The sequence below is a fragment of the Pseudomonas sp. GNP014 genome (assembly GCF_054344005.1).
On record NZ_JBTGUS010000001.1, the window covers coordinates 1381762 to 1400233 of the forward strand.

15 protein-coding genes are annotated in these 18472 nt (G+C 62.1%); 8 read left to right on the forward strand and 7 right to left on the reverse strand.

Annotation, left to right across the window (positions count from 1 at the left end; all coding sequences use genetic code 11):
* Positions 1–10: 10 nt before the first annotated feature.
* The 6 genes from ACXX9E_RS06360 (at position 11) to ACXX9E_RS06385 (ending at position 7615) form a co-directional block, all read left to right on the forward strand.
* A complete protein-coding gene (locus ACXX9E_RS06360; protein WP_458555176.1) occupies positions 11–1081 on the forward strand; it encodes an HlyD family secretion protein in 1071 nt (356 codons plus the stop codon).
* The gene (locus ACXX9E_RS06365; RefSeq protein ID WP_458555177.1) at positions 1078–2640 is read left to right on the forward strand and encodes an efflux transporter outer membrane subunit; all 1563 of its coding nucleotides are present in this window, start codon (positions 1078–1080) and stop codon (positions 2638–2640) included. The genes ACXX9E_RS06360 and ACXX9E_RS06365 overlap by 4 nt, the downstream gene beginning before the upstream one ends.
* A gap of 276 nt (positions 2641–2916) precedes the next feature.
* Complete coding sequence (locus ACXX9E_RS06370) at positions 2917–3693, forward strand: efflux RND transporter periplasmic adaptor subunit (protein ID WP_458555178.1); 777 nt, start codon at positions 2917–2919, stop codon at positions 3691–3693.
* Positions 3690–5009 carry an efflux RND transporter periplasmic adaptor subunit gene (locus ACXX9E_RS06375; protein WP_458555179.1) on the forward strand — a complete coding sequence of 440 codons (1320 nt, stop codon included), beginning with the start codon at positions 3690–3692 and terminating at the stop codon, positions 5007–5009. Before ACXX9E_RS06370 ends, ACXX9E_RS06375 begins: the two co-directional genes overlap by 4 nt.
* Positions 5010–7106, forward strand: coding sequence for a site-2 protease family protein (locus ACXX9E_RS06380; RefSeq protein WP_458555180.1), 2097 nt, complete (start codon positions 5010–5012; stop codon positions 7104–7106).
* Between the two features lie 11 nt (positions 7107–7117).
* Positions 7118–7615, forward strand: coding sequence for a GNAT family N-acetyltransferase (locus ACXX9E_RS06385; protein WP_123470361.1), 498 nt, complete (start codon positions 7118–7120; stop codon positions 7613–7615).
* A 138-nt stretch (positions 7616–7753) separates the two neighbouring features.
* Here the strand turns inward: ACXX9E_RS06385 and ACXX9E_RS06390 are convergent, their stop codons facing one another.
* The 7 genes from ACXX9E_RS06390 to ACXX9E_RS06420 all read right to left on the reverse strand — a co-directional run bounded on the left by ACXX9E_RS06390 (position 7754) and on the right by ACXX9E_RS06420 (position 15622).
* Positions 7754–9940 carry a lipase family protein gene (locus ACXX9E_RS06390; protein WP_458555181.1) on the reverse strand — a complete coding sequence of 729 codons (2187 nt, stop codon included), beginning with the start codon at positions 9938–9940 and terminating at the stop codon, positions 7754–7756.
* A 12-nt stretch (positions 9941–9952) separates the two neighbouring features.
* Positions 9953–10708 carry a hypothetical protein gene (locus ACXX9E_RS06395; protein ID WP_458556571.1) on the reverse strand — a complete coding sequence of 252 codons (756 nt, stop codon included), beginning with the start codon at positions 10706–10708 and terminating at the stop codon, positions 9953–9955.
* A gap of 69 nt (positions 10709–10777) precedes the next feature.
* Positions 10778–11551, reverse strand: coding sequence for a hypothetical protein (locus ACXX9E_RS06400; protein ID WP_458555182.1), 774 nt, complete (start codon positions 11549–11551; stop codon positions 10778–10780).
* Positions 11548–12405 carry a DUF4123 domain-containing protein gene (locus ACXX9E_RS06405; protein WP_128614047.1) on the reverse strand — a complete coding sequence of 286 codons (858 nt, stop codon included), beginning with the start codon at positions 12403–12405 and terminating at the stop codon, positions 11548–11550. The genes ACXX9E_RS06400 and ACXX9E_RS06405 overlap by 4 nt, the downstream gene beginning before the upstream one ends.
* Positions 12402–14468 carry a type VI secretion system Vgr family protein gene (locus tag ACXX9E_RS06410; RefSeq protein WP_458555183.1) on the reverse strand — a complete coding sequence of 689 codons (2067 nt, stop codon included), beginning with the start codon at positions 14466–14468 and terminating at the stop codon, positions 12402–12404. The genes ACXX9E_RS06405 and ACXX9E_RS06410 overlap by 4 nt, the downstream gene beginning before the upstream one ends.
* A 201-nt stretch (positions 14469–14669) precedes the next feature.
* Positions 14670–14981, reverse strand: a complete 312-nt coding sequence (locus tag ACXX9E_RS06415; protein ID WP_123470375.1) for a DUF6916 family protein — start codon at positions 14979–14981, stop codon at positions 14670–14672.
* A 53-nt stretch (positions 14982–15034) separates the two neighbouring features.
* Positions 15035–15622: a phage tail protein gene (locus ACXX9E_RS06420; protein WP_128614045.1), complete on the reverse strand. Its 588-nt coding sequence runs from the start codon at positions 15620–15622 to the stop codon at positions 15035–15037.
* 238 nt (positions 15623–15860) lie between these two features.
* On the opposite strand from ACXX9E_RS06420, the gene ACXX9E_RS06425 reads away from it, so the two are divergent.
* Together ACXX9E_RS06425 and ACXX9E_RS06430 are read left to right on the forward strand one after the other, a co-directional pair.
* Positions 15861–17441 carry a glycosyltransferase family 39 protein gene (locus tag ACXX9E_RS06425; RefSeq protein ID WP_458555184.1) on the forward strand — a complete coding sequence of 527 codons (1581 nt, stop codon included), beginning with the start codon at positions 15861–15863 and terminating at the stop codon, positions 17439–17441.
* Between the two features lie 150 nt (positions 17442–17591).
* Positions 17592–18437, forward strand: a complete 846-nt coding sequence (locus ACXX9E_RS06430; protein ID WP_128614043.1) for a sulfotransferase family protein — start codon at positions 17592–17594, stop codon at positions 18435–18437.
* Positions 18438–18472: the final 35 nt, after the last annotated feature.

Below are 18472 nucleotides of genomic sequence, written 5' to 3' on the forward strand. Positions count from 1 at the left end.
GAAGGTTTTTATGACGACTCAAGCAAAACAGAAACTCGCGGTGGCCGCGGCTGCCGCACTGGCGGTCGGCGTGCTGATGTATCTGGCGATGCCAGGCCTGTTCGGCAAACGTACTCAGCAGAACACCAATGATGCGTTCGTCTCTGCCGACTACACTCTGGTGGTGCCGCGCGTGGCCGGGTTCATCAAGGACGTGCTGGTGGAAGACAACCAGCAGGTCAAGGCCGGGCAGTTGCTGGCGTTGATCGATGACCGTGATTTGCGCGCCGCCGCCGAGGCCGCCGATGCGCAGACCCTGGTCGCCCGCGCCCAATTGCAAAACGCCAGGGCGACGCTGGAACGGCAGACCTCGGTGATCGCCCAGGCCCAGGCCTCGGTGGTCTCGGCCAAGGCGCAAATGGCTTTCGCGCAGCAGGAACTCAATCGCTACAACCACCTGGCCGGTGTCGGCGCCGGCACGGTGCAGAACGCGCAACAGGCGCGTACCCGTATTGATCAGGCGAGCGCACGGCTCGATACCGCCAGCGCGAAACTGGCCGCCGAGCGCAAGCAGGTGGAGATTCTGACGGCGCAGCGCGATGCCGCCGAAGGCAGTTTGAAACATGCGCAGGCAGCGCTGGAAATTGCCAGTTTCGAACTCTCCTACACGCGCATCACCGCCCCGCAGGACGGCATGGTCGGGGAGCGCGCGGTGCGCGTTGGCGCCTATGTGACGCCGGGCAGCAAGTTGCTGGCAGTGGTGCCGTTGAAGCAGGCCTATGTGGTCGCCAACTTTCAGGAAACCCAACTGACCGACGTGCAGCCCGGGCAGGACGTGCAGGTGCGCGTCGACAGTCTTGGCGGCGAAGCGCTGAGTGGACGCGTCGAGAGCATCGCGCCGGCCACCGGCGTGACCTTTGCGGCGGTTAAACCGGACAACGCCACGGGTAACTTCACCAAGGTCGTGCAGCGGATTCCAGTGAAAATCCTGCTGGAACCGGGCCAGCCATTGGCCGAGCGCTTGCGGGTGGGGATGTCGGTGGAGGCGAGCATTGATACACGCAGTTCGGCGCCGGCGGAGCGCGAGGTGACTCAGCGATGAATGTTGTTGAATCGGCTGGCGCCATCGCTGGCAAGCCAGCTCCCACAGGTATTGTGCAAGCTGTCCAGGATCCTCACTTCAAACAGAGATCTCTGTGGGAGCAGGCTTGCCAGCAACTCGGCTTGAGTGTCTTGCTCACAGTAAGCCTCAGCGCGTGCACCGTCGGCCCGGACTTCCACAAGCCCGAAGCCACACAAATCGCCGACTGGGCCAAACCCGCCAGATCCGCCCCCAGCCAGGCAGTCAGTGAACCGCTGACCGAACGCTGGTGGGACGTTTTCCATGATGCGCAGCTCTCGGCCCTCACGCAGCGGGCGATGAAGAGCAACCTCGACCTGCAACTGGCCAGCAGTCGCTTGCAACAAAGCCGTGCTGCCCGCCATGTGATCACTGCGGATCGCTATCCGAACACCGCCGCCACCGGCAGTTACGCACGCAAACGCAACAGCGGCGCAGGCTTGAGTGATCCGTCCGGGCACAACGGCGATTCCGCTTTCAACCTGTGGGACGCTGGTTTCTCCGCCGCTTGGGAACTGGATGTCTGGGGCCGCGTGCGCCGCGAAACCGAAGCCGCCGACGCCAGTCTCGAGGTCGCCGAAAACGACCGTCGCGGTGTATTGCTGGCGGTCCTTGCCGACACCGCGCAGGACTACATCCAGCTGCGCGGCGTGCAGAACACTCGCGCGGTCACCGAGCAGAACCTCGATGTCGCCCGGCACAGCCTGAAACTCTCGCAACTGCGCCTGAACGATGGTGTGGCGACCGATCTGGACGTCGCCGAAGCCGCCGCGCAAGTCGCGGCCATCGAGTCGCGTCTGCCCGCGCTTGAACAGCGCCAGTCGCAACTGATCAATGCGATCAGCCTGTTGATCGGCGAACCGCCACAAGCCTTGGCCAAGGCGTTATCCACAGACGCCGCCGTGCCGCAGTCGCCGCTGCAAGTCGCCATCGGCCTGCCGTCACAGCTTGCCGAGCGTCGCCCGGACATCCGCCAGGCCGAAGCGCGCCTGCACGCGGCCACCGCCAACATCGGCGTGGCCAACGGCGATTTCTATCCGCGTATCACCCTGTCCGGCAACGTCGGCTCGCAAGCCATGCAGCTGAGTGATTTCGGCTCCTGGGGCTCACGCGCGTTCGGCATCGGCCCGCAGTTCAGCCTGCCGCTGTTCGACGGCGGACGCCTGCGCGGCATGCTGCAACTGCGCGAAGCCCAACAACAGGAAGCGGCCATCGCCTACCAGCAAACCGTGTTGCGTGCCTGGCATGAAATCGACGATCAACTCACGGCTTACAACGCCAGCCAACGCCGCCGCGACAGCCTCGCCGAAGCCGTACGCCAGAACCAGATCGCCCTGCGCACCGCGCAACAGCAATACGTCGAAGGCGTGGTCGATTTCGTCAATGTCCTCACCGTGCAAGGTGCGTTGCTGGCGACGCAGGAGCAGTGGGTCGAGAGTTCGACCGGCGTTTCGCTGGCCATGGTCGGGTTGTACAAGGCGCTGGGTGGGGGATGGGAGTCGGTGTATCCGGCAGCAGTCGCTACCAATAATCCGGCTTGATCGCAGGTTTTTCAGGGGTGGGGACGCGAAGCGGGAACTGATGGAGAATACGCCGCACCTTATTCTTGGAGAGCTTTTGTCTACCGTCCCTTTCTTTTCTGCGCGAGCGAAAGCGTCTGTACGTTTCGCAGGACAAGGGCGCAAGCCTGCGGCGTTTAAACAAATTCGAACCGCTCTGCTCTTTTGCAGCATCACATTTCAGAGCAATGCTGGCCTTTTGCTTGACGCTAACCTCTGCTGTCGTAGACTCCGCACATCCGACAGGGAGTAGCGGTTATGCGGCGTTTTCGTGGTTGGGTTGTGGGATTGACCTTGGTGGCGTGTGCAGTTCAGGCGCAAACGCCCGGTGCAGACGATCCGCTGCTGGATAACGGAGCGCCTGCGCAGGCTTCCGGCAGTGAGGCGCGCGGTGTGTTGCGCGCACGGGATCAGGCCGTGCTGGCCAGCGAATTGTCCGGGCGGATTGTCGAGTTGCCGTTCAGCGAGGGTGAGTCGTTCAAAAAGGGCGACACGCTGGCACGTTTCGATTGCTCGGCCTATCAGGCGCAACTCAATGCGGCGCAGGCGGCCAGCCGTGGTGCCGGTGAAGAACTGGCGCATAACAGGCAACTGGCCGCACTCAATTCCGTCGGGCGTTTCGAAGTGGCGCGGGCCGAGGCCAAGGTCAGCGAGACCCAGGCGCAATCCCAGGTGTATCAGGTGCAGGTCAAACGCTGCAGCGTGATCGCGCCGTTCGACGGGCAGGTGGTCGAGCGCAAGGTGCAGCGCTTTGAGAGCGTGTCGGCCGGCGCGCCGCTGCTCGATGTGGTGGATAACCGCACCCTCGAAATTCATTTGCTGGTGCCGTCGCGCTGGATGGCGAAGCTCAAACCCGGCCAGGCCTTCAGTTTCGTGCCCGATGAAACCGGGCAGCCGATCGCTGCCACGGTCAAACGCCTTGGCGCGCGTATCGACGAAGGCAGTCAAACACTGTTGCTGGTAGCAACACTGCCGGAAGCGAAAGGCTTGTTGGCCGGCATGAGCGGCACCGCACGTTTCCCGGAGCTGAAGTGAACGCCCCGGTGAGCGGCGGCGCCGAACAGGTGTTCGCCCGCTTTCTCGACCTCGAACGCCAGACCCGCGCCGCCCACGATACCTCGCAACTGGCCTACAGCCTGGTCAATGACGGTCAGTCGCTGTTCGGCTTCCGTCATGCGGCACTGTTGATCGCCGGCAAAGTGCAGGCCGTGACCGGCGTCAGCGCCGTCGAGCCGAATGCGCCGTTCGTGGCATTTGTCGAACAGGCCGTGGCGCAGTTGTTCAAACAGGATGTGCTGAAGCAGGCGAGGGTGATTGCTCCTGAACTGCTCAACGACAGCATTCAGGCGGACTGGCGCAGCCTGTCCGCCGCGCAAGTGTTCTGGTTGCCGCTGATTGATCGCGACGGACAAGTGTTCGGCGGGTTGTGGCTGGCCCGCGATGTGCCGTGGAATCCTTCCGAACAAGTCCTGCTGTCGCAACTCGGCGACACCTACAGTCATGCCTGGCTGGCGTTGCAACCGCGCAAGCCGTGGCGCCTGCGCTGGACGCGCAAGCGTCAGGTGGCGCTGTTCGCGGTGCTGCTGCTCGGTTTGCTGATCCCGGTGCGTCAATCGGTGCTGGCCCCGGCCGAAGTGGTGCCGCTGGGCGGCCGTGTGGTGGCGGCGCCGCTGGATGGGGTGATTGCCGAGTTTCTGGTCAAACCCAATCAGGCGGTGAAAACCGGCGACGTGCTGCTGCGTTTTGAAAGCACCACGCTCAAGGCCCAGGCCGATGTCGCCGAGCGCGCCTTGGGCGTGGCCGAAGCGGAGTTGAAATCCAATTCACAACGTTCGTTTGCCGATGCAGAGTCGAGCGCCAAGGTCGATTTGCTCGCCGCCCGTGCCGAGCAAAAACGTGCCGAGCGCGATTACGCCCGCGAGTTACTGGCGCGCAGCGAAGTGCGTGCCGAACGCGACGGGATTGCGGTGTTCGCCGATGCCGAGCGCCTGACCGGCAAACCGGTGCAGACCGGAGAACGGCTGATGGAAATCGCCGACCCGAATCAGGCTGAACTGCGCATCGAACTGGCAGTGGGTGATGCGATTGCGCTGGCGCCGGGTGCTGAAGTCTCACTGTTTCTCGACAGCGATCCGCTCAAGCGCCATCTCGCCACGCTGGAGCGCTCGGCCTACGAGGCGCAGCCGACAGCGGGCGGGCAACTGGCGTATCGGCTCGACGCCAGTTTCGCTGACGCGCCACCGCGCATCGGCCTGCGCGGCACGGCAAAAATCTTTGGCGATCGTGCGCCGCTGGCCCTGTATCTGTTGCGCCGACCCCTGGCCGGATTGCGCCAGAGCGTGGGCCTGTAAATGAACCTGCCGAGCCTGCGTGCCGATCTGCAACTGTCGCCCGCGGCGCCGGCCCTGGACGGTTCACCGCGCTGGACCCTCGCCGATCCGGTGCGCGGTCGCTATTTCAAGCTCGGTACGGCGGCGATGCGTCTGTTGCGGCACTGGTCGCTGGGCGACGCCGAGCAAGTCTTGCGCGCAGCCAATCGCGAGCCGGGCCTGCCGCTGGACGGCGATGAGCTTGAGCAGTTGCTGGGGTTTCTCCGTGGGCACGATTTGATCAGCGCCATGGATGATCAGCAGCGCGCCAGCTACCGGCTCAAGGCTCTGGCGCAGAAGCAGAGCCTGTGGCAAGTCCTGCTGCATCAATACCTGTTCTTCCGCATTCCGCTGTGGCGCCCCGATGCGTTTCTCAACCGTGCCTGGCCGTGGCTGGAGCGCTTCGGTCCGCGTTTGTTGCGCTACGGTTTGCCGGCGACCCTCGGCCTTGGGGTGTTTCTGGTGTCGCGGGACTGGCAGCGTTTTGTCGGTACCTTCCCGCACCTGTTCAGCCTCGGCGGTGCATTGGCGTTTGGCGTGGCCTTGTTCTTCGCCAAGCTGTGCCACGAATTCGGCCATGCGTTCATGGCCAAGCGCGCCGGGTGTCGGGTGCAGAGCATGGGCGTGGCGTTCATGGTGCTGCTGCCGATGTTTTACACCGATGTCAGTGATGCCTGGCGGGTCAATGACCGTCGCGCGCGCTTGCTGATCGGCGCTGGCGGGGTGCTCGCGGAACTGCTGCTGGCGTGTATCGCGCTGCTGGCCTGGTCGCTGTTGCCCGACGGCCCGGGACGCACGGCGGCGTTCATGCTCGCCAGCGCCACGTGGATCACCACGCTGGTGGTCAATCTCAATCCGTTCATGCGCTTTGATGGCTATTTTCTGCTCAGTGACCTGTGGGAGGTCGACAACCTTCAGGGCCGGGCCTTTGCCTTATGTCGCTGGCGTTTGCGCGAATTTTTGTTCGGTTATGGCGCGCCGGCGCCGGAGCCATGGTCGCCGAAGATGCAACGGCGTTTGCTGATCTGGGGGTATGGCTCGTGGCTGTGGCGTGCAGCGTTGTTTTTCGGGATCGCGCTGGCGGTCTATCACCTGTTCTTCAAGGTGTTGGGGATCTTCCTGATGCTGGTGGAACTGGTGTGGTTCATCTTCTTGCCGATCATGAGTGAGTGGCGCCAGTGGTGGAGCCGCCGCGAACAGGCACACGGTCCACGGGTGCTGCTCAGCAGTCTCGCGGTGCTCGGGCTGTTGCTGGTGCTGATTGTGCCGTGGCGCAGTTCGGTGGAATTGCCGACGATGCTTGAGGCCGGGCGCGCCAGTGCCCTGCACGCGCCGGCGTCGGCGCGGGTGAAAACGGTAAAGGTTGCAGACGGGCAAACGGTCGCCCAGGGCGATGTGCTGATCGAGCTCGAATCCCCGGATCTCGACTCGAAACTGGTCATCGTCCGCCGGGAAATCCAGATCCAGCAATTGCTCATGCGCCGTCAGGCCGGACGCAGCGAAACCGCCGCCGACGCCAGTATCATCGAGCAGAAACTGGCCGAAGCGGTGGCGCAATATCGCGGTCTGAGCGCTCAGCGTGAACGTCTGCTGTTGCGTGCCCCGCATGCCGGTCGTGTGCGTGATCTGCTGCCGAACCTGACGCCCGGGCGCTGGCTGTCGACCCATGATGCGCTGGCGCGAGTGGTTGAAGACGGCACACGGTTGCGCGGTTATCTGGCCGAATCCGAATTGTGGCGAGTCAAACCGGGGGCCAGCGGGCGCTTCATTGCAGACGATCCAATGCACCCGGCGCTCGCCGTGCAACTCAACGAAATCGACAGCAACGGCGTGGCCTATGTCGATCAGGAGGCGCTGACCTCCGATCACCACGGGCCGATCGCCGTGCGCCGCGATCAACAGCAACGCGCAGAACCGGTGCAGGCGCAGTACGGCGTGCGCCTGAGCGCTGTCGATGCGCCAGCGACGCCGGTGCAGCCATTGCGCGGCGTGGTGGTGGTGCAGGGCAACGGTGAGTCGTTGCTCGGTGTGGCGTGGCGCCGGATGGCGGCGCTGGGGGTCAGGGAAAGCGGTTTCTAACGGAGAGCACGATGGCGGACAACGCAGCAGTGGCGGCAGAAGGATTGGTGGTGCGACCTTCGCGACCAACCGACGGGCCGTTTCTACAAAGCCTGTATCAAACCGCGCGGCCGGATCTGCAGTGGATCGACGGCGAGCCGGAACAGGTGCAGCAAGTGGTCGCCCAGCAGTTCCAGGTGCAGGAACAGGGCATGGGCGACAACTACCCCAACGCCATGCACTACGTGGTGGAAAAACTCGGCACGGCGATCGGTGCCCTCAGCACTGATTTCGGCCCCAACGAGATTCGCGTGCTGTACCTGGCCTTCGTCCCGCAGGCGCGCGGCCAGGGTTTTGGCCGTGCTGTGCTGCAAGGCGTGCAGAAAGCTGCGCAACAGATCCGCTGCCCGGTGGCGACGGTGGTCTGGACCAGCAACCCGCATGCGCGCCGGCATTACCTGGCCCTGGGTTTCGCGGTGGAGCAAAGCAATCCTGCGGCGGAGCGGCTGGTCTGGTATCCGCAGGGCTAGGCCTGCACAAACCCTGTGGGAGCGAGCCTGCTCGCGAAGACGGCGGTTCATCCAGCATCGTTGTTGGCTGACAGGACGCTTTCGCGAGCAGGCTCGCTCCTACAGGGGGATGTGCAGTCAGTTGAAGGTGAGGTTGCGTTAGATGATCGAGTCGATATCGAGCGTATGCGGCGCGCCAATCGTATGCCCGTAAAGTGAGGTCAGCAGCGCGTCGTTGCTGGCGTTGTCCGGTGCCTGCGCCAGTTGTTCTTCCTTGAGGTTTTCCGGGTGCGCGCGCCAGCGTTGCACGCTTTCGGCGAGCAACTCCGGCTGTGCGGCGAACAGGCCATAGACGTCCGTGGCCCTGACCCGTTTATACCGCAGAGCGCTCAGGCGCGCATGGGTGGTCTCGATGCGGCTGACTTCGTGGCTGATCGCCTCGATCGTGCGCTCCTGAGTGCGCACGTAGGCCGCTGGCCGGGCCAGCAGATCCTTGCGGGCGGCGCGTAATTGCCGGGTAATGCGCAGCAGCGCCTCGTCCACCCATTCGAACTCGCGGTCGGTGACCCGCGTGCGATTCGCTTCATGGGCCTGCTGCCAACGGCGCAAGGCTGCCCAGCACGCCGGGACATAGCCGCCGACCATCGAGTGATGCCCGGCGTTGAAGATCTGCCGCAACAAGCCCGGACGATCCGGCAGGCCGTTTTTCTGCTGCAGCGCGACGGTGCACGCGGCGTGCTGGGTGATGGTGTCGCAGCCCGGCTCCCACAGGATCGAAGACACCTGCTGACGCCCGAACTCCACCGGCATGGCGTGATGCAGGGTGCCGTGGTGGGCATAGGCTTCCCCCGTCCAGTTGGTAATGCCCGCGACGAATACCGACAGCCCGACCGGCACATTGGTAAACATCAGCGCCGCGCCCGCCCCGTAGACCCCGGTCTTGGTGTTCATCCAGCTGCCCGGCACGCTGGGTACCGGGTCGTTGTGGTTGACCATGCGGTAATGCACCAGCGGGGTGGCGGCTTTGATGAAGACGGTGTCGCCGGCGCGGGGGGCGCCGTAGGTGTAGAGCTGGATGTTGTAAGTGAAATTCGATCGGCGGCGCAGCATTTCCGCGAGCAGCAGGGTGATTGCGCCTCCGAGGCTGTGGCCGCAGATGAGTAGTTTTTGGCCGGCGTAGAATCTGTCGAGGTATTTCACCGCGAACTCGTATGCAGTCTGTGCTGCCATGTAAAAACCGCGGTGGACCTGACCCTCTCCCTCTTCGAACGGCACTTGTAATGCATCGGCATCGCGCAACCCGTCAGGAATGATCTCTAAGGTTCCACGCACTGCAATCAGGATCAGCTCGTCATTGTGAGTAATGAACGCCTGGGTGTCGGTCGCTTCTTTCCCGAGGAGTCTGTCGTCGAGAAAGTGGATCTTCTCTGGGTGCTCCTGATCCTCTCCAAGAGCCGGATCATTGACCTCATACAGCGCCGGATCGAACGGCACGATTTCCAGCCTTCTGGAGTACGCCACGTCTTCATACAGGGGGTAATAGGCTGTGCTTTGCGCGGCGTCGACGCGCCACAACTCGTCGGACTTGGCCAGGGCATCGGCGAACCAGTTGCCCACGCTGGGTTGTGTGGGGAAGGTCACCCAGGGTTCCTTGATCGGCGCGGTGGCGGGTTTCTGGCCAAAAGGGCAGTAACTCAGGGTGGCCATCAATGCCAGTTGGTAAAGGTTGAGTGCGCAGAACTCCGGCGCCGTCGACAGCATCGGGCGCAAGGCCCGCAATGCACGCACTTCCAGCACCGAGTGTTTGCGCGAGGCCAGGGCGATGCCGACCTGTGCATGCTTGCCCATGATCGCTGACAGGCCGCTGTTGGCGGGGTAGTGGCGATAGACCTCGGGCGGCAGATGAGCGACATGCCGGACCAGATGGCGCACCTCTACCTGGATGTATTCGTCGCCGTCCGTAACGGGTTGTTCGCGGTTACGGGTGGCGTCGGGATTGCGGTAACGGGTTTGTTCGGCGCGAACCTGGAGTTCGGTGATTTTCAGGGGGTAGTGGGGTCTGGTGATCAAACTTTTATAGGGTTCATCAGATCCTTCGTAAGTGCGATCAAATGAAAGTGCGATGGGGCCGGCACAATAATTGGTCACCCGGCCAAAACCCTCGGCGTCCAGGTATCCGCTGTAAGTCTGCCCCTCGGAATCGACTGCATCGTAGGCCAGCCCTGCATAGGCTTCTGCCATTCCGAATTCATCAACCAACTGAAAACTGCTCCAATTCCCTTGAGTGGGGCAATTCAGCATCCGGTCGTTCAATGGTGATTGCAGTTCGTTTTCCAGTGACGTCATGTGGAACACTCCTTATTCCGTACAGCCGGGATAGATGGTGCAGATACGGCCATCAACCATTTGGAAGGTGCTGAAATCGGTGTAATTACCGTTGCAGTAAGCATGTTGGTCTTCAAAGTTTTCGCCCATGCAGCGCTTCCAGCCGTTGGGTACCTTGACCCAGGTGTCTCCCCAACCAGGCCGTTCTTCCGCCGCCAAATCGATCTTCATCCGCACGGTTTTGCCCGGCAGTTGGTCGAGGGTGTAGGCGGCAAACGGGCGACCTCGTGCGAGCGCGCCAAGCTCATCGGTTTTTTTGCAGTCGAGGAGTTTTACGATGCGGCGGTAAGGTCCCATCGTGCGAAACAGCCATTGGCACTGGCCGTAAAAGCGGCTTTCAGCCTCCGCGTTGAAGACACCCTTGTAACGAGCCTCCAGCTCTTCGCGTACAACGACCGCTGCGAAGTCCCCACTCTTGTCCCCCCAGTCTTTTCCGTAGGCAGACCTGATCACCAGATCGATCTTCCAGATCACCAACGGACAACCTTTGACCGTCCGGTGGAGCGCAATTTCTGAAACCGGCTCGTAGTGCTCACGCCACTTCAGGTTGTAGCCAACCGCAGTATTTCGCCCGTCCGGGACGGTGCAGGTTTCTCCTTTGGCGGGCACGTATTTGGCGATGGCTTCATAGGCGAACCCCGGCGGCAGATCTGCCGTAAAGGTGAAGCTGTCGGGCGGACTGCTCTTGCAGCCAACAATAAGAGCGAAGCAACTCCCCAGCACCGCCATGCATCGCAAGCGAGGCCCGGTGAGGTAGCTGTGCACCCCTTTTTCAAGTGATGTCATGTGGAACATTCCTTATTCCGTGCAGCCGGGATAGATGGTGCAGATACGGCCATCGACCATCTGGAAGGTGCTGAAATCGGTGTAATTACCGTTGCAGTAAGCATGTTGGTCTTCAAAGTTTTCGCCCATGCAGCGCTTCCAGCCGTTGGGTACCTTGACCCAGGTGTCTCCCCAACCAGGCCGTTCTTCCGCCGCCAAATCGATCTTCATCCGCACGGTTTTGCCCGGCAGTTGGTCGAGGGTGTAGGCGGCAAACGGGCGACCTCGTGCGAGCGCGCCAAGCTCATCGGTTTTTTTGCAGTCGAGGAGTTTTACGATGCGACGGTAGGGTCCCATCGTGCGGAACAGCCACTGACACTGGCCGTAAAAGTTGCTTTCTCCGGCTTCGTCGAAAGTGCCTTTGTACTTTTCCTCCAGCTCACCGCGTATGGCGACAGCGGCATAGTCCGACGCGAAGTCACCCCGGTCTTTCCCGTAGGCAAAGTAGATTTCCAGATCAATTTTGCGGATCACCAACGGGCAGCCGCGCACCGTTCTGCGAATAGCTATTTCAGAAACCGGCTCGTAGTGCTCGCGCCACTTCAGGTTGTAGCCAACCGCAGTATTCCGGCCGTCCGGGACGGTGCAGGTTTCACCTATGTCGGGTTCGTATTTGGCGATGGCTTGATAAACAAATCCCGGCGGCAGATCCGCCGTGAAGGTGAAGCTGTCGGGCGGACTCGCCACACAACCGAACAACATCCCCATGCAGCCCGCCCACCCGGCTTGTCGAAAAAATCGTTTCACTGCGCTGCACCTCCACCCATCGTGTTCACCCAATGGCTCACCCGTTCGAAATGCTCCAGCGGTGTTTCCCCCGGACGCACTTGCCACTGCGCATCGACCCCACGAGCAGGCATTCGCACGCTGTGGATCAGCAGAAACGCCAGCTGCTGCGGTGTCTGCCAACCCCACTCATCTGCCTGCTCGAGACGTTCACGCAGCCAGATTTCCGGGGGTTGTGTTCGCGCGAGGTCGGCGTAGGCCTGTTCGTGTTCGGCCAGCAGGAAACGGTGAGCGTTGAGCTGGCGAATCTCGCGGGTTTGCTCCGCAGGTGCGGGTGCTTGCAGCCACGGCGGGGACTCCGGCACTGGGTAGCGGCCGGGCGTCGGGTTGTCGCTGCTCTCCCATTGCGTGCCCTGCCAGTAACACACGCTGAGCGTCGGGCCGAGGTAGGCCGGTATGGCTTCGGAGGGCAGATGCGCCAGTGTCCGGCTCAGCACGCGGTTGTCGTGAAAGCGGTACAGCGCCTGATGCGGGCGGGCGCCGATGATCAGTCGTTGCTGCCAGTGTTCGACCCAAGCGCACAGGCAGGCTTGAGGCAGGCTGAACAGCCATCCCCAGTTGTCCTCCGGACGGGCGAGCAGCGGCGCGATGCGTTTGTCGTCATACCGTTCAAGGGCGAAAACAAACGGCCCGTTATCCGCCAGTTCGGCGACGGGCGTGTCCTTGTAGAGGATGCGGTAGTGCTCGAAGTCGCTGGTTTGCAGTAACCACTGACGGATTTCCCGTTGCTGTGGTTGTGAGTCGAGCAGCAGATACAGGCCATGCCCTGAAGCGAATTGGCGGGTCATCCACTGGCGCGCAAAGGCTTCGCTCATGCGGCGTTCTCCCGTGGCTGGCAGATGCCCTCGCGGCAGGCTTCACACAGCGGGCAGAAGGTCGCGCCCATGGCATGGCTGGCGTTCATCAGCGCGCGTTGCGTGGACGCCAGCACGGCGGGCAATGGCGCTGGCGCCGCCAGGTCGTCGACGCCATCGGGCATCGCGGCCCGCGCCGGCGCAACCGCTATGGGGCTGCCGCCGACCTGGATCGCACTGCTGCTGAAAATGCCGCCGTGACCGATCACCAGGTGCTCGCCGCCGACGGTGATGCTGATACTTTTGCCGGCGTTGAGTACCAGATGATCGCCGGCGTTGAGGTGGATTTGCCGACCGGCCTCGATCGCCTGCAACTGATCGACCCGGCTGTGGCTGTCACCGCTGACGTGCAAGTGGTCGCTGGCGTGGAGCCGGGTTTTGCGGTCGCCGTGCACGGTGCGCTGTTCTTCGGCCTGCAACACGCTGATGCTGTTGCCCTTGATGGTCTCGTGGCGCTCGTTGCCGACGTCCAGACGGCTGTCGTTTTCCACCTTGTGCTCGAGGTCGCGCTGGGCGCGCAGGTAAATCAGTTCGCGGCCGGCACGATCTTCCACGTGCAATTCGTTGAAGCCGCCGTTGTCCGGTGAACTGCGTGAGCGAAACACACTGCGGGTCTTGTGTTCCGGCAATTCATAGGGGGCGGGGTTGGCGCTGTTGATCAGGCAGCCGCTGACGACCGGGTGGTCCGGGTCGCCCTCAAGAAAGCTGACCAGCACTTCCATGCCGACCCGCGGCAGCATCACGCTGCCATGGGCGTTGCCGGCCCAGTTAGAGGCCAGCCGCAGCCAGCAACTGCTGTGGTCGTCGTGGTTGCCTTCGCGATCCCAGTAGAACTGGACCTTGACCCGACCATACGCATCGCAATGAATCTCTTCGTTGACGGGGCCGCTGACCACAGCGGTCTGGCTACCGAAGATTCGTGGCTTCACGAATGATTGCGGCGGGCGGTAGATCACGTCCCATGGCGTGGCGACAAAGTCGTTGCGGTAGCCTTCAACGAAGCCGTCGGCAGCGCCGGCGCTGGCCTCGCCCAGCGTTTCTTCCAGCACCGCTGATTGTTTTCCGCGGTGGTTGACTGCGGTCAGCAGCCACAGTCCATTGTTTTCCTCGCAGGCATGCTCGGTGATCGACAGGAAATGGCCGGACACCAGGCTGGGCTGATCGCTGTGGCCACAGCCCTGCAAGTAGTCGGCGCGATGACTTTCGAGGGCGCGGTGGGTCAGTTGCTTGCCCCGTGCGCCGTCGCTGAAGCGCCCCGGATAGCGATAATCCTCAAGCGCCGGCCGCGGCGTGTTGCTGTCGGGCCGATGGGTCGCCTCCAGCAGAAAGCGCGTCTTGCGAAAATCATGATCGCGGCGCACGGTCGCCGTCGGGCGGGTTTCCACCCGTACCTGCCATTGTTGGATTGCCGGCGTTTCGGCAACCATGCCGTTGTCCTGGCGGTAGGGCGTCGGGCGGTCCAGACGGGGGAAGACCGTCTGGTCGTCGCCCAGCACCAGCAAGTGTTTCTCCCGGCTGTGCTCGAAGTGGTAGTGAATGCCTTCTTCCTGACACAGACGCTGGATGAAGTGCAGATCCGACTCCTTCTGCACGCAGTATTCGCGCGGCGGATAGTCGGCACCGAGATGAAACCGGTGCAGGTCACGTTGAATACCGTTGTCCGCGAGAATCCGGGTGATGATCTGTGGCACGGTCATCTGCTGGAATATTCGCTGATTGCAACGATGCTGCAGATACGCCAAGCGCGGAACCAGTGTCAGGCTGTAGCGCGTCAGGCGTTTGCCGCTGTCGCCACGGGCGACGCGATTGATCACGCCGTGGATGCCATGGCCTTCGAGGTCGAACGCCAGGAACGCCTGCTGGTGCATGAGGCTTTCAAGGCGCAGATTCGCTCGTTCGCTGACCAGCTCGACCTCGAAGGTGTAGGGCTGGCTGATCGATTCGTGACCGCTGAAGGAGAGGACTTGCAGGTCGTGTTTAACGTCGTTAAGCGAGAGGCTGAAGCGGGCATGGGTGGTCGACATCCTTTATTCCTTGTCCTGTGACGGGGCACAGGCTCTCGGACGTCGATGCAACGATTGCGCGCAGACCTTCCTTGGTCTTGCGCGCAACGAACGTTCCGGAGCCAGTTGCGTGCAACGCTAACAAGGCCGCCGAAGAATTGATGTCAGACGCTTCCCAAATTGCAGTTACACATTCAACCGGCACGCGGAAATCCAGGATTTTCAGTTGAAGGTGATGTGGAAATACGCCAACTGCGGATCCCGCCCCATCGGCGGAACCCGCGAGACAAATATGCCCTGTACCCGCCCCAGTTCCGGCAGCTCCAGCGCGCACAGGCCATCGACGAATTCGGTTGGCTCCACGCTGTTCAGCTCGACGCTGAACGGCATGCGTTCGCTGTAGCGCATTTTTGCCGAGGGGTTTTCCTCAAGTTGCCCGATATGGACTTGCAGGGTGCTGCCGTCGGGCAGGTGCAGGGTGCCGATGCGCCCCAGCAAGGCCTGGAAATGTTGGCTTTGAACCGATTGCAGCATGGTTGTGCTCCGGCAAGGTAGGAAACCGGGGGAGGTGATCCCCCGGCGGTCGATCAGTTACGCGAAGGAAAGATGCCGTTCAGCGCAATGCTGAAATTGAGCACCAGATACGGGTTCATGATGGGCAGCGGCAAGCCGTTACCGGCCGGCGAGATGGTGCCAGTGATAGTGGTCGCGGCGCCTTTGAGAGGAACGGCTGAGGCGCCCTGGGCATCGGAAAAGATATTCGCCAGACCCGGCCCGGTGCCCGATGCACCGATATAGGCATTGGTCGCGCTGGGGGTGCCGAGCGGATTGCTGGCCGGGTTGGCCAGTTGCACCGTGGTGGTGGCGGTGAGGCCGGCCAGGGTGTGGGTATGAGCGGGCAGGTTGCTGAGGGTCGGGATGACTTGTTCGGTGCCGGAGGTTTCTCCCATGATCCGTGTTGTCAGCCCCCCACCGGAGCCTTGGCAGACCGGCATGCGGCTCTGCAGGTTGGGCAGGCCGAAGTTGGTGGTGCCGTTGCCTCCGTAGGTGGTGCCCAGCAATGCGAACAGTGCCTGATTCTGTTGGATTGCGATGATCTGACCGTTGCACAAGGCCCAGCCGGAGGGCGCAAAGTTGAAGGCAAACGTCATAACCGTGCCCATGTAAACGTCCATAAAGTCCTCATCCTTCTGATTGGTGGTCGGCGGGCCGCAAGTGAATTCAGGCTGCTGCAATTGCCTTGGCACTTCGTGGCCAGGTCACGCCACGCCAGAGCGTAGACCGGGATTGGCAAGGTTGCCGGATGTCGTGAAAACGCCGGCCGGCATCGACGGCTCTCCTGCGCCTGACCTAAAGTGACGGGCAGGATTTGGCACCCATATCCGTGGTGACGCAGTACAGCGAGAGGAAGCAATGGCGCTCAACAGAGTAACGCCGGTGGGTGACACGCAGGATCCACACGCAACCCCGGGCTCATGGTTTGGCCGTTTGCGCCTGCTTCGCTGGGCCAGAGAACACTGGCTGTTGCCCCTCCTGCTGCTGGCGGCGGCCGTGCGTTTTTACGATCTGAGCGCTGCGGCGATCTGGGGCGATGAAGGGTCCAGCCTGTTGCTGGCGCGTTACTCGTTGGGCGAAATCTGGCACCACGCCGGGCGCGATGTGCATCCGCCGCTGTACTTCATGTTGCTGCACGGCTGGATTGAGCTGTTCGGTGACGGCATCTTCGCGATCCGCTGTCTCAGCGCACTGGCGGGCATTGCTGCAGTGGGGCTGGGCATCCGTCTGGTGGATCAACTGGCCACGCGCCGCGCCGCGATCTTCGCCGGGGTGTTGCTGGCGCTGTTGCCGACGGCAGTGCGCTACAGCCAGGAAGTGCGCATGTACTCACTGCTCGGGTTGTTGCTGATCGCGGCCATGCTGGCGCTGATCTACTGGATCAGGCGGCCGCAACGGCATCGCTATCTGGTGGTGTATGCGTTGTTGATGACGGCGGCGTTCTACACTCACTACTTCGCCGTGCTCGCGGCGCTGTGCCACTGGATTTATCTGGGGGTGATCCGCCTGCAGCGCGGCTACCGTTTTCGCCACATTCAGCGCGCCGACTGGTGGCTGGCCAATCTGGCCATCGTTGTGTTGTACCTGCCCTGGCTGCCCAACGTGTTCGACCTGCTGCAACATATGGAGCAGCTCAAGACCGGCGGCGATGTCGGCTGGGAAGACCCGGTCACCCTGGCATCGCTGCCTTCGATGATCTGGGCGTGGCTGACCCAGGATGATGGCGATGCTCGCTCGCTGTTGATCTTCAGCGCCTTGCCGCTGGCGTTGCTGCTGTTGGTTGCGGTGGCCGTGATACGTGATCGCAGCGTGTCCCGTGGCAGTGTCCTGCTGGCGTTGTACACCGGCCTGCCCCTGCTGCTGGTGTTCGCGGTGTCATTTATCACCCCGGTGTTCATCGAGCGCTACCTGACCGCTTACGCAATGGGTTTGCCGATGCTGGCCGGGATGGCCATCGACCGCGTGTACAGTCGCATGCGGCTGTTGGCGCTGGCAGTGCTGGTGGCGCTGATCGGGGTCGAAATGGTCGGGGTGAACACAAACGCCACGGTGGACCGCAATGACCAGTTCGACCGCGTGGTGAACTACGTCAACCAGCATTTCCAGGCGGGCGACCGGATCGTCACCAGCGACATGCTCTGGTACTTGAGCTACGTCTACTACGATCGCAGCGGCGCACGGGTTCGCCTGTACACGCCACCGGCAGCGGATGGCCGTTCGACGCGGCCCAATGACTACGGGTTCGGCACGCTGGTGGCCGCCGATGTCTATCTGGACAGCCTTGCCGAACTGCCCGTTAACGGCCGGGTATGGCTTATTGGCACGCTGGATGATCCGCAGGAATTTTTGCCGTTGCCTGCCACTTGGCGCATCGCGGGTGAGGTCCATGCCGGCGGCGCGCAAGCGCGGTTGATCACGTTCAAATCGCCAAGTGATTAAGCGCGGTCACGACTCAATCGTTTCACCTTTGAAATCGCGATAAAAAGTTAACTGGTTAGTCCTTTTTGCTCTGACTTGATATCAAAACACTACTAGTCGCAAGGTTACTGTTGGACTACGCTCTGTCGGACAAAAGGACTTCCGACTACGGTGAATGGATTGCAGCAGTTCCACTTTATTTCCGGCTTGCCGCGCTCGGGCTCGACCCTGCTTTCTGCGATCCTTTTGCAGAACCCGCGCTTTCACGCCGGAATGACCAGCCCGGTTGGCGCCCTGTTTTCCAGCGTGCTTGAGCAATGCGGCGCCGGCAGCGAGTTCGGCGCAGTGATCGACACCCCCATGCGCCGCCGTTTGCTGCGCGGTCTGTTCGACTCCTACTACGCCGACAAAGTCGATAAACCGGTGGTGTTCGACACCAATCGGCAGTGGAGCTCGCGGCTGCCGGCACTCAATGACCTGTTTCCCAAAGCCAAAGTCATCGCTTGTGTGCGCAACGTCGCGTGGGTGATGGACAGCCTTGAGCGGCTGTACCGCGCCAATCCTTATGAAAACACCAAACTGTTCGGCGACGCCGTCGAGCGCAACACGGTCTACAGCCGCTGCGAAACCCTGGCGCAGCGTAACCGGCTGGTGGGTTTTGCCTGGGCAGCGCTCAAGGAAGCCTATTACGGCGAGCACGCCGATTCGCTGCTGATCGTTGATTACGATTTGCTGACTCAGGCGCCTGAGCGGGTGCTGCGGCTGGTTTACGACTTCATCGACGAACCCTGGTTCGAGCACGATTTCGAGCACCTGGCCTACGACGCACCAGAATTCGATCAGGGCCTGGGCCTGGCCGGCCTGCACAAGGTCAAGCCGAAGGTCGCCTTGCAGTCTCGGCGCACGATCCTGCCGCCGGACCTGTTCAAGCAATACGCCGATTTGTCCTTTTGGCTCGATGGCTCAGCCAGCGCCGCCAATGTCATTCGTATGAAGTCCGACGCTGCGATCAACTGATCGCGGCGTTTTTTATTGATGCGTCACGTACATTC

What these genes read in the sequence shown, in the direction of transcription:
- ACXX9E_RS06360 (WP_458555176.1), top strand. Translation starts at nt 11, where the DNA reads ATGACGACTCAAGCAAAACAGAAACTCGCGGTGGCCGCGGCTGCCGCA.
- ACXX9E_RS06365 (WP_458555177.1), top strand. Translation starts at nt 1,078, where the DNA reads ATGAATGTTGTTGAATCGGCTGGCGCCATCGCTGGCAAGCCAGCTCCC.
- ACXX9E_RS06370 (WP_458555178.1), top strand. Translation starts at nt 2,917, where the DNA reads ATGCGGCGTTTTCGTGGTTGGGTTGTGGGATTGACCTTGGTGGCGTGT.
- ACXX9E_RS06380 (WP_458555180.1), top strand. Translation starts at nt 5,010, where the DNA reads ATGAACCTGCCGAGCCTGCGTGCCGATCTGCAACTGTCGCCCGCGGCG.
- ACXX9E_RS06385 (WP_123470361.1), top strand. Translation starts at nt 7,118, where the DNA reads ATGGCGGACAACGCAGCAGTGGCGGCAGAAGGATTGGTGGTGCGACCT.
- ACXX9E_RS06390 (WP_458555181.1), bottom strand. Translation starts at nt 9,940, where the DNA reads ATGACGTCACTGGAAAACGAACTGCAATCACCATTGAACGACCGGATG.
- ACXX9E_RS06395 (WP_458556571.1), bottom strand. Translation starts at nt 10,708, where the DNA reads ATGGCGGTGCTGGGGAGTTGCTTCGCTCTTATTGTTGGCTGCAAGAGC.
- ACXX9E_RS06405 (WP_128614047.1), bottom strand. Translation starts at nt 12,405, where the DNA reads ATGAGCGAAGCCTTTGCGCGCCAGTGGATGACCCGCCAATTCGCTTCA.
- ACXX9E_RS06410 (WP_458555183.1), bottom strand. Translation starts at nt 14,468, where the DNA reads ATGTCGACCACCCATGCCCGCTTCAGCCTCTCGCTTAACGACGTTAAA.
- ACXX9E_RS06415 (WP_123470375.1), bottom strand. Translation starts at nt 14,981, where the DNA reads ATGCTGCAATCGGTTCAAAGCCAACATTTCCAGGCCTTGCTGGGGCGC.
- ACXX9E_RS06420 (WP_128614045.1), bottom strand. Translation starts at nt 15,622, where the DNA reads ATGGACGTTTACATGGGCACGGTTATGACGTTTGCCTTCAACTTTGCG.
- ACXX9E_RS06425 (WP_458555184.1), top strand. Translation starts at nt 15,861, where the DNA reads ATGGCGCTCAACAGAGTAACGCCGGTGGGTGACACGCAGGATCCACAC.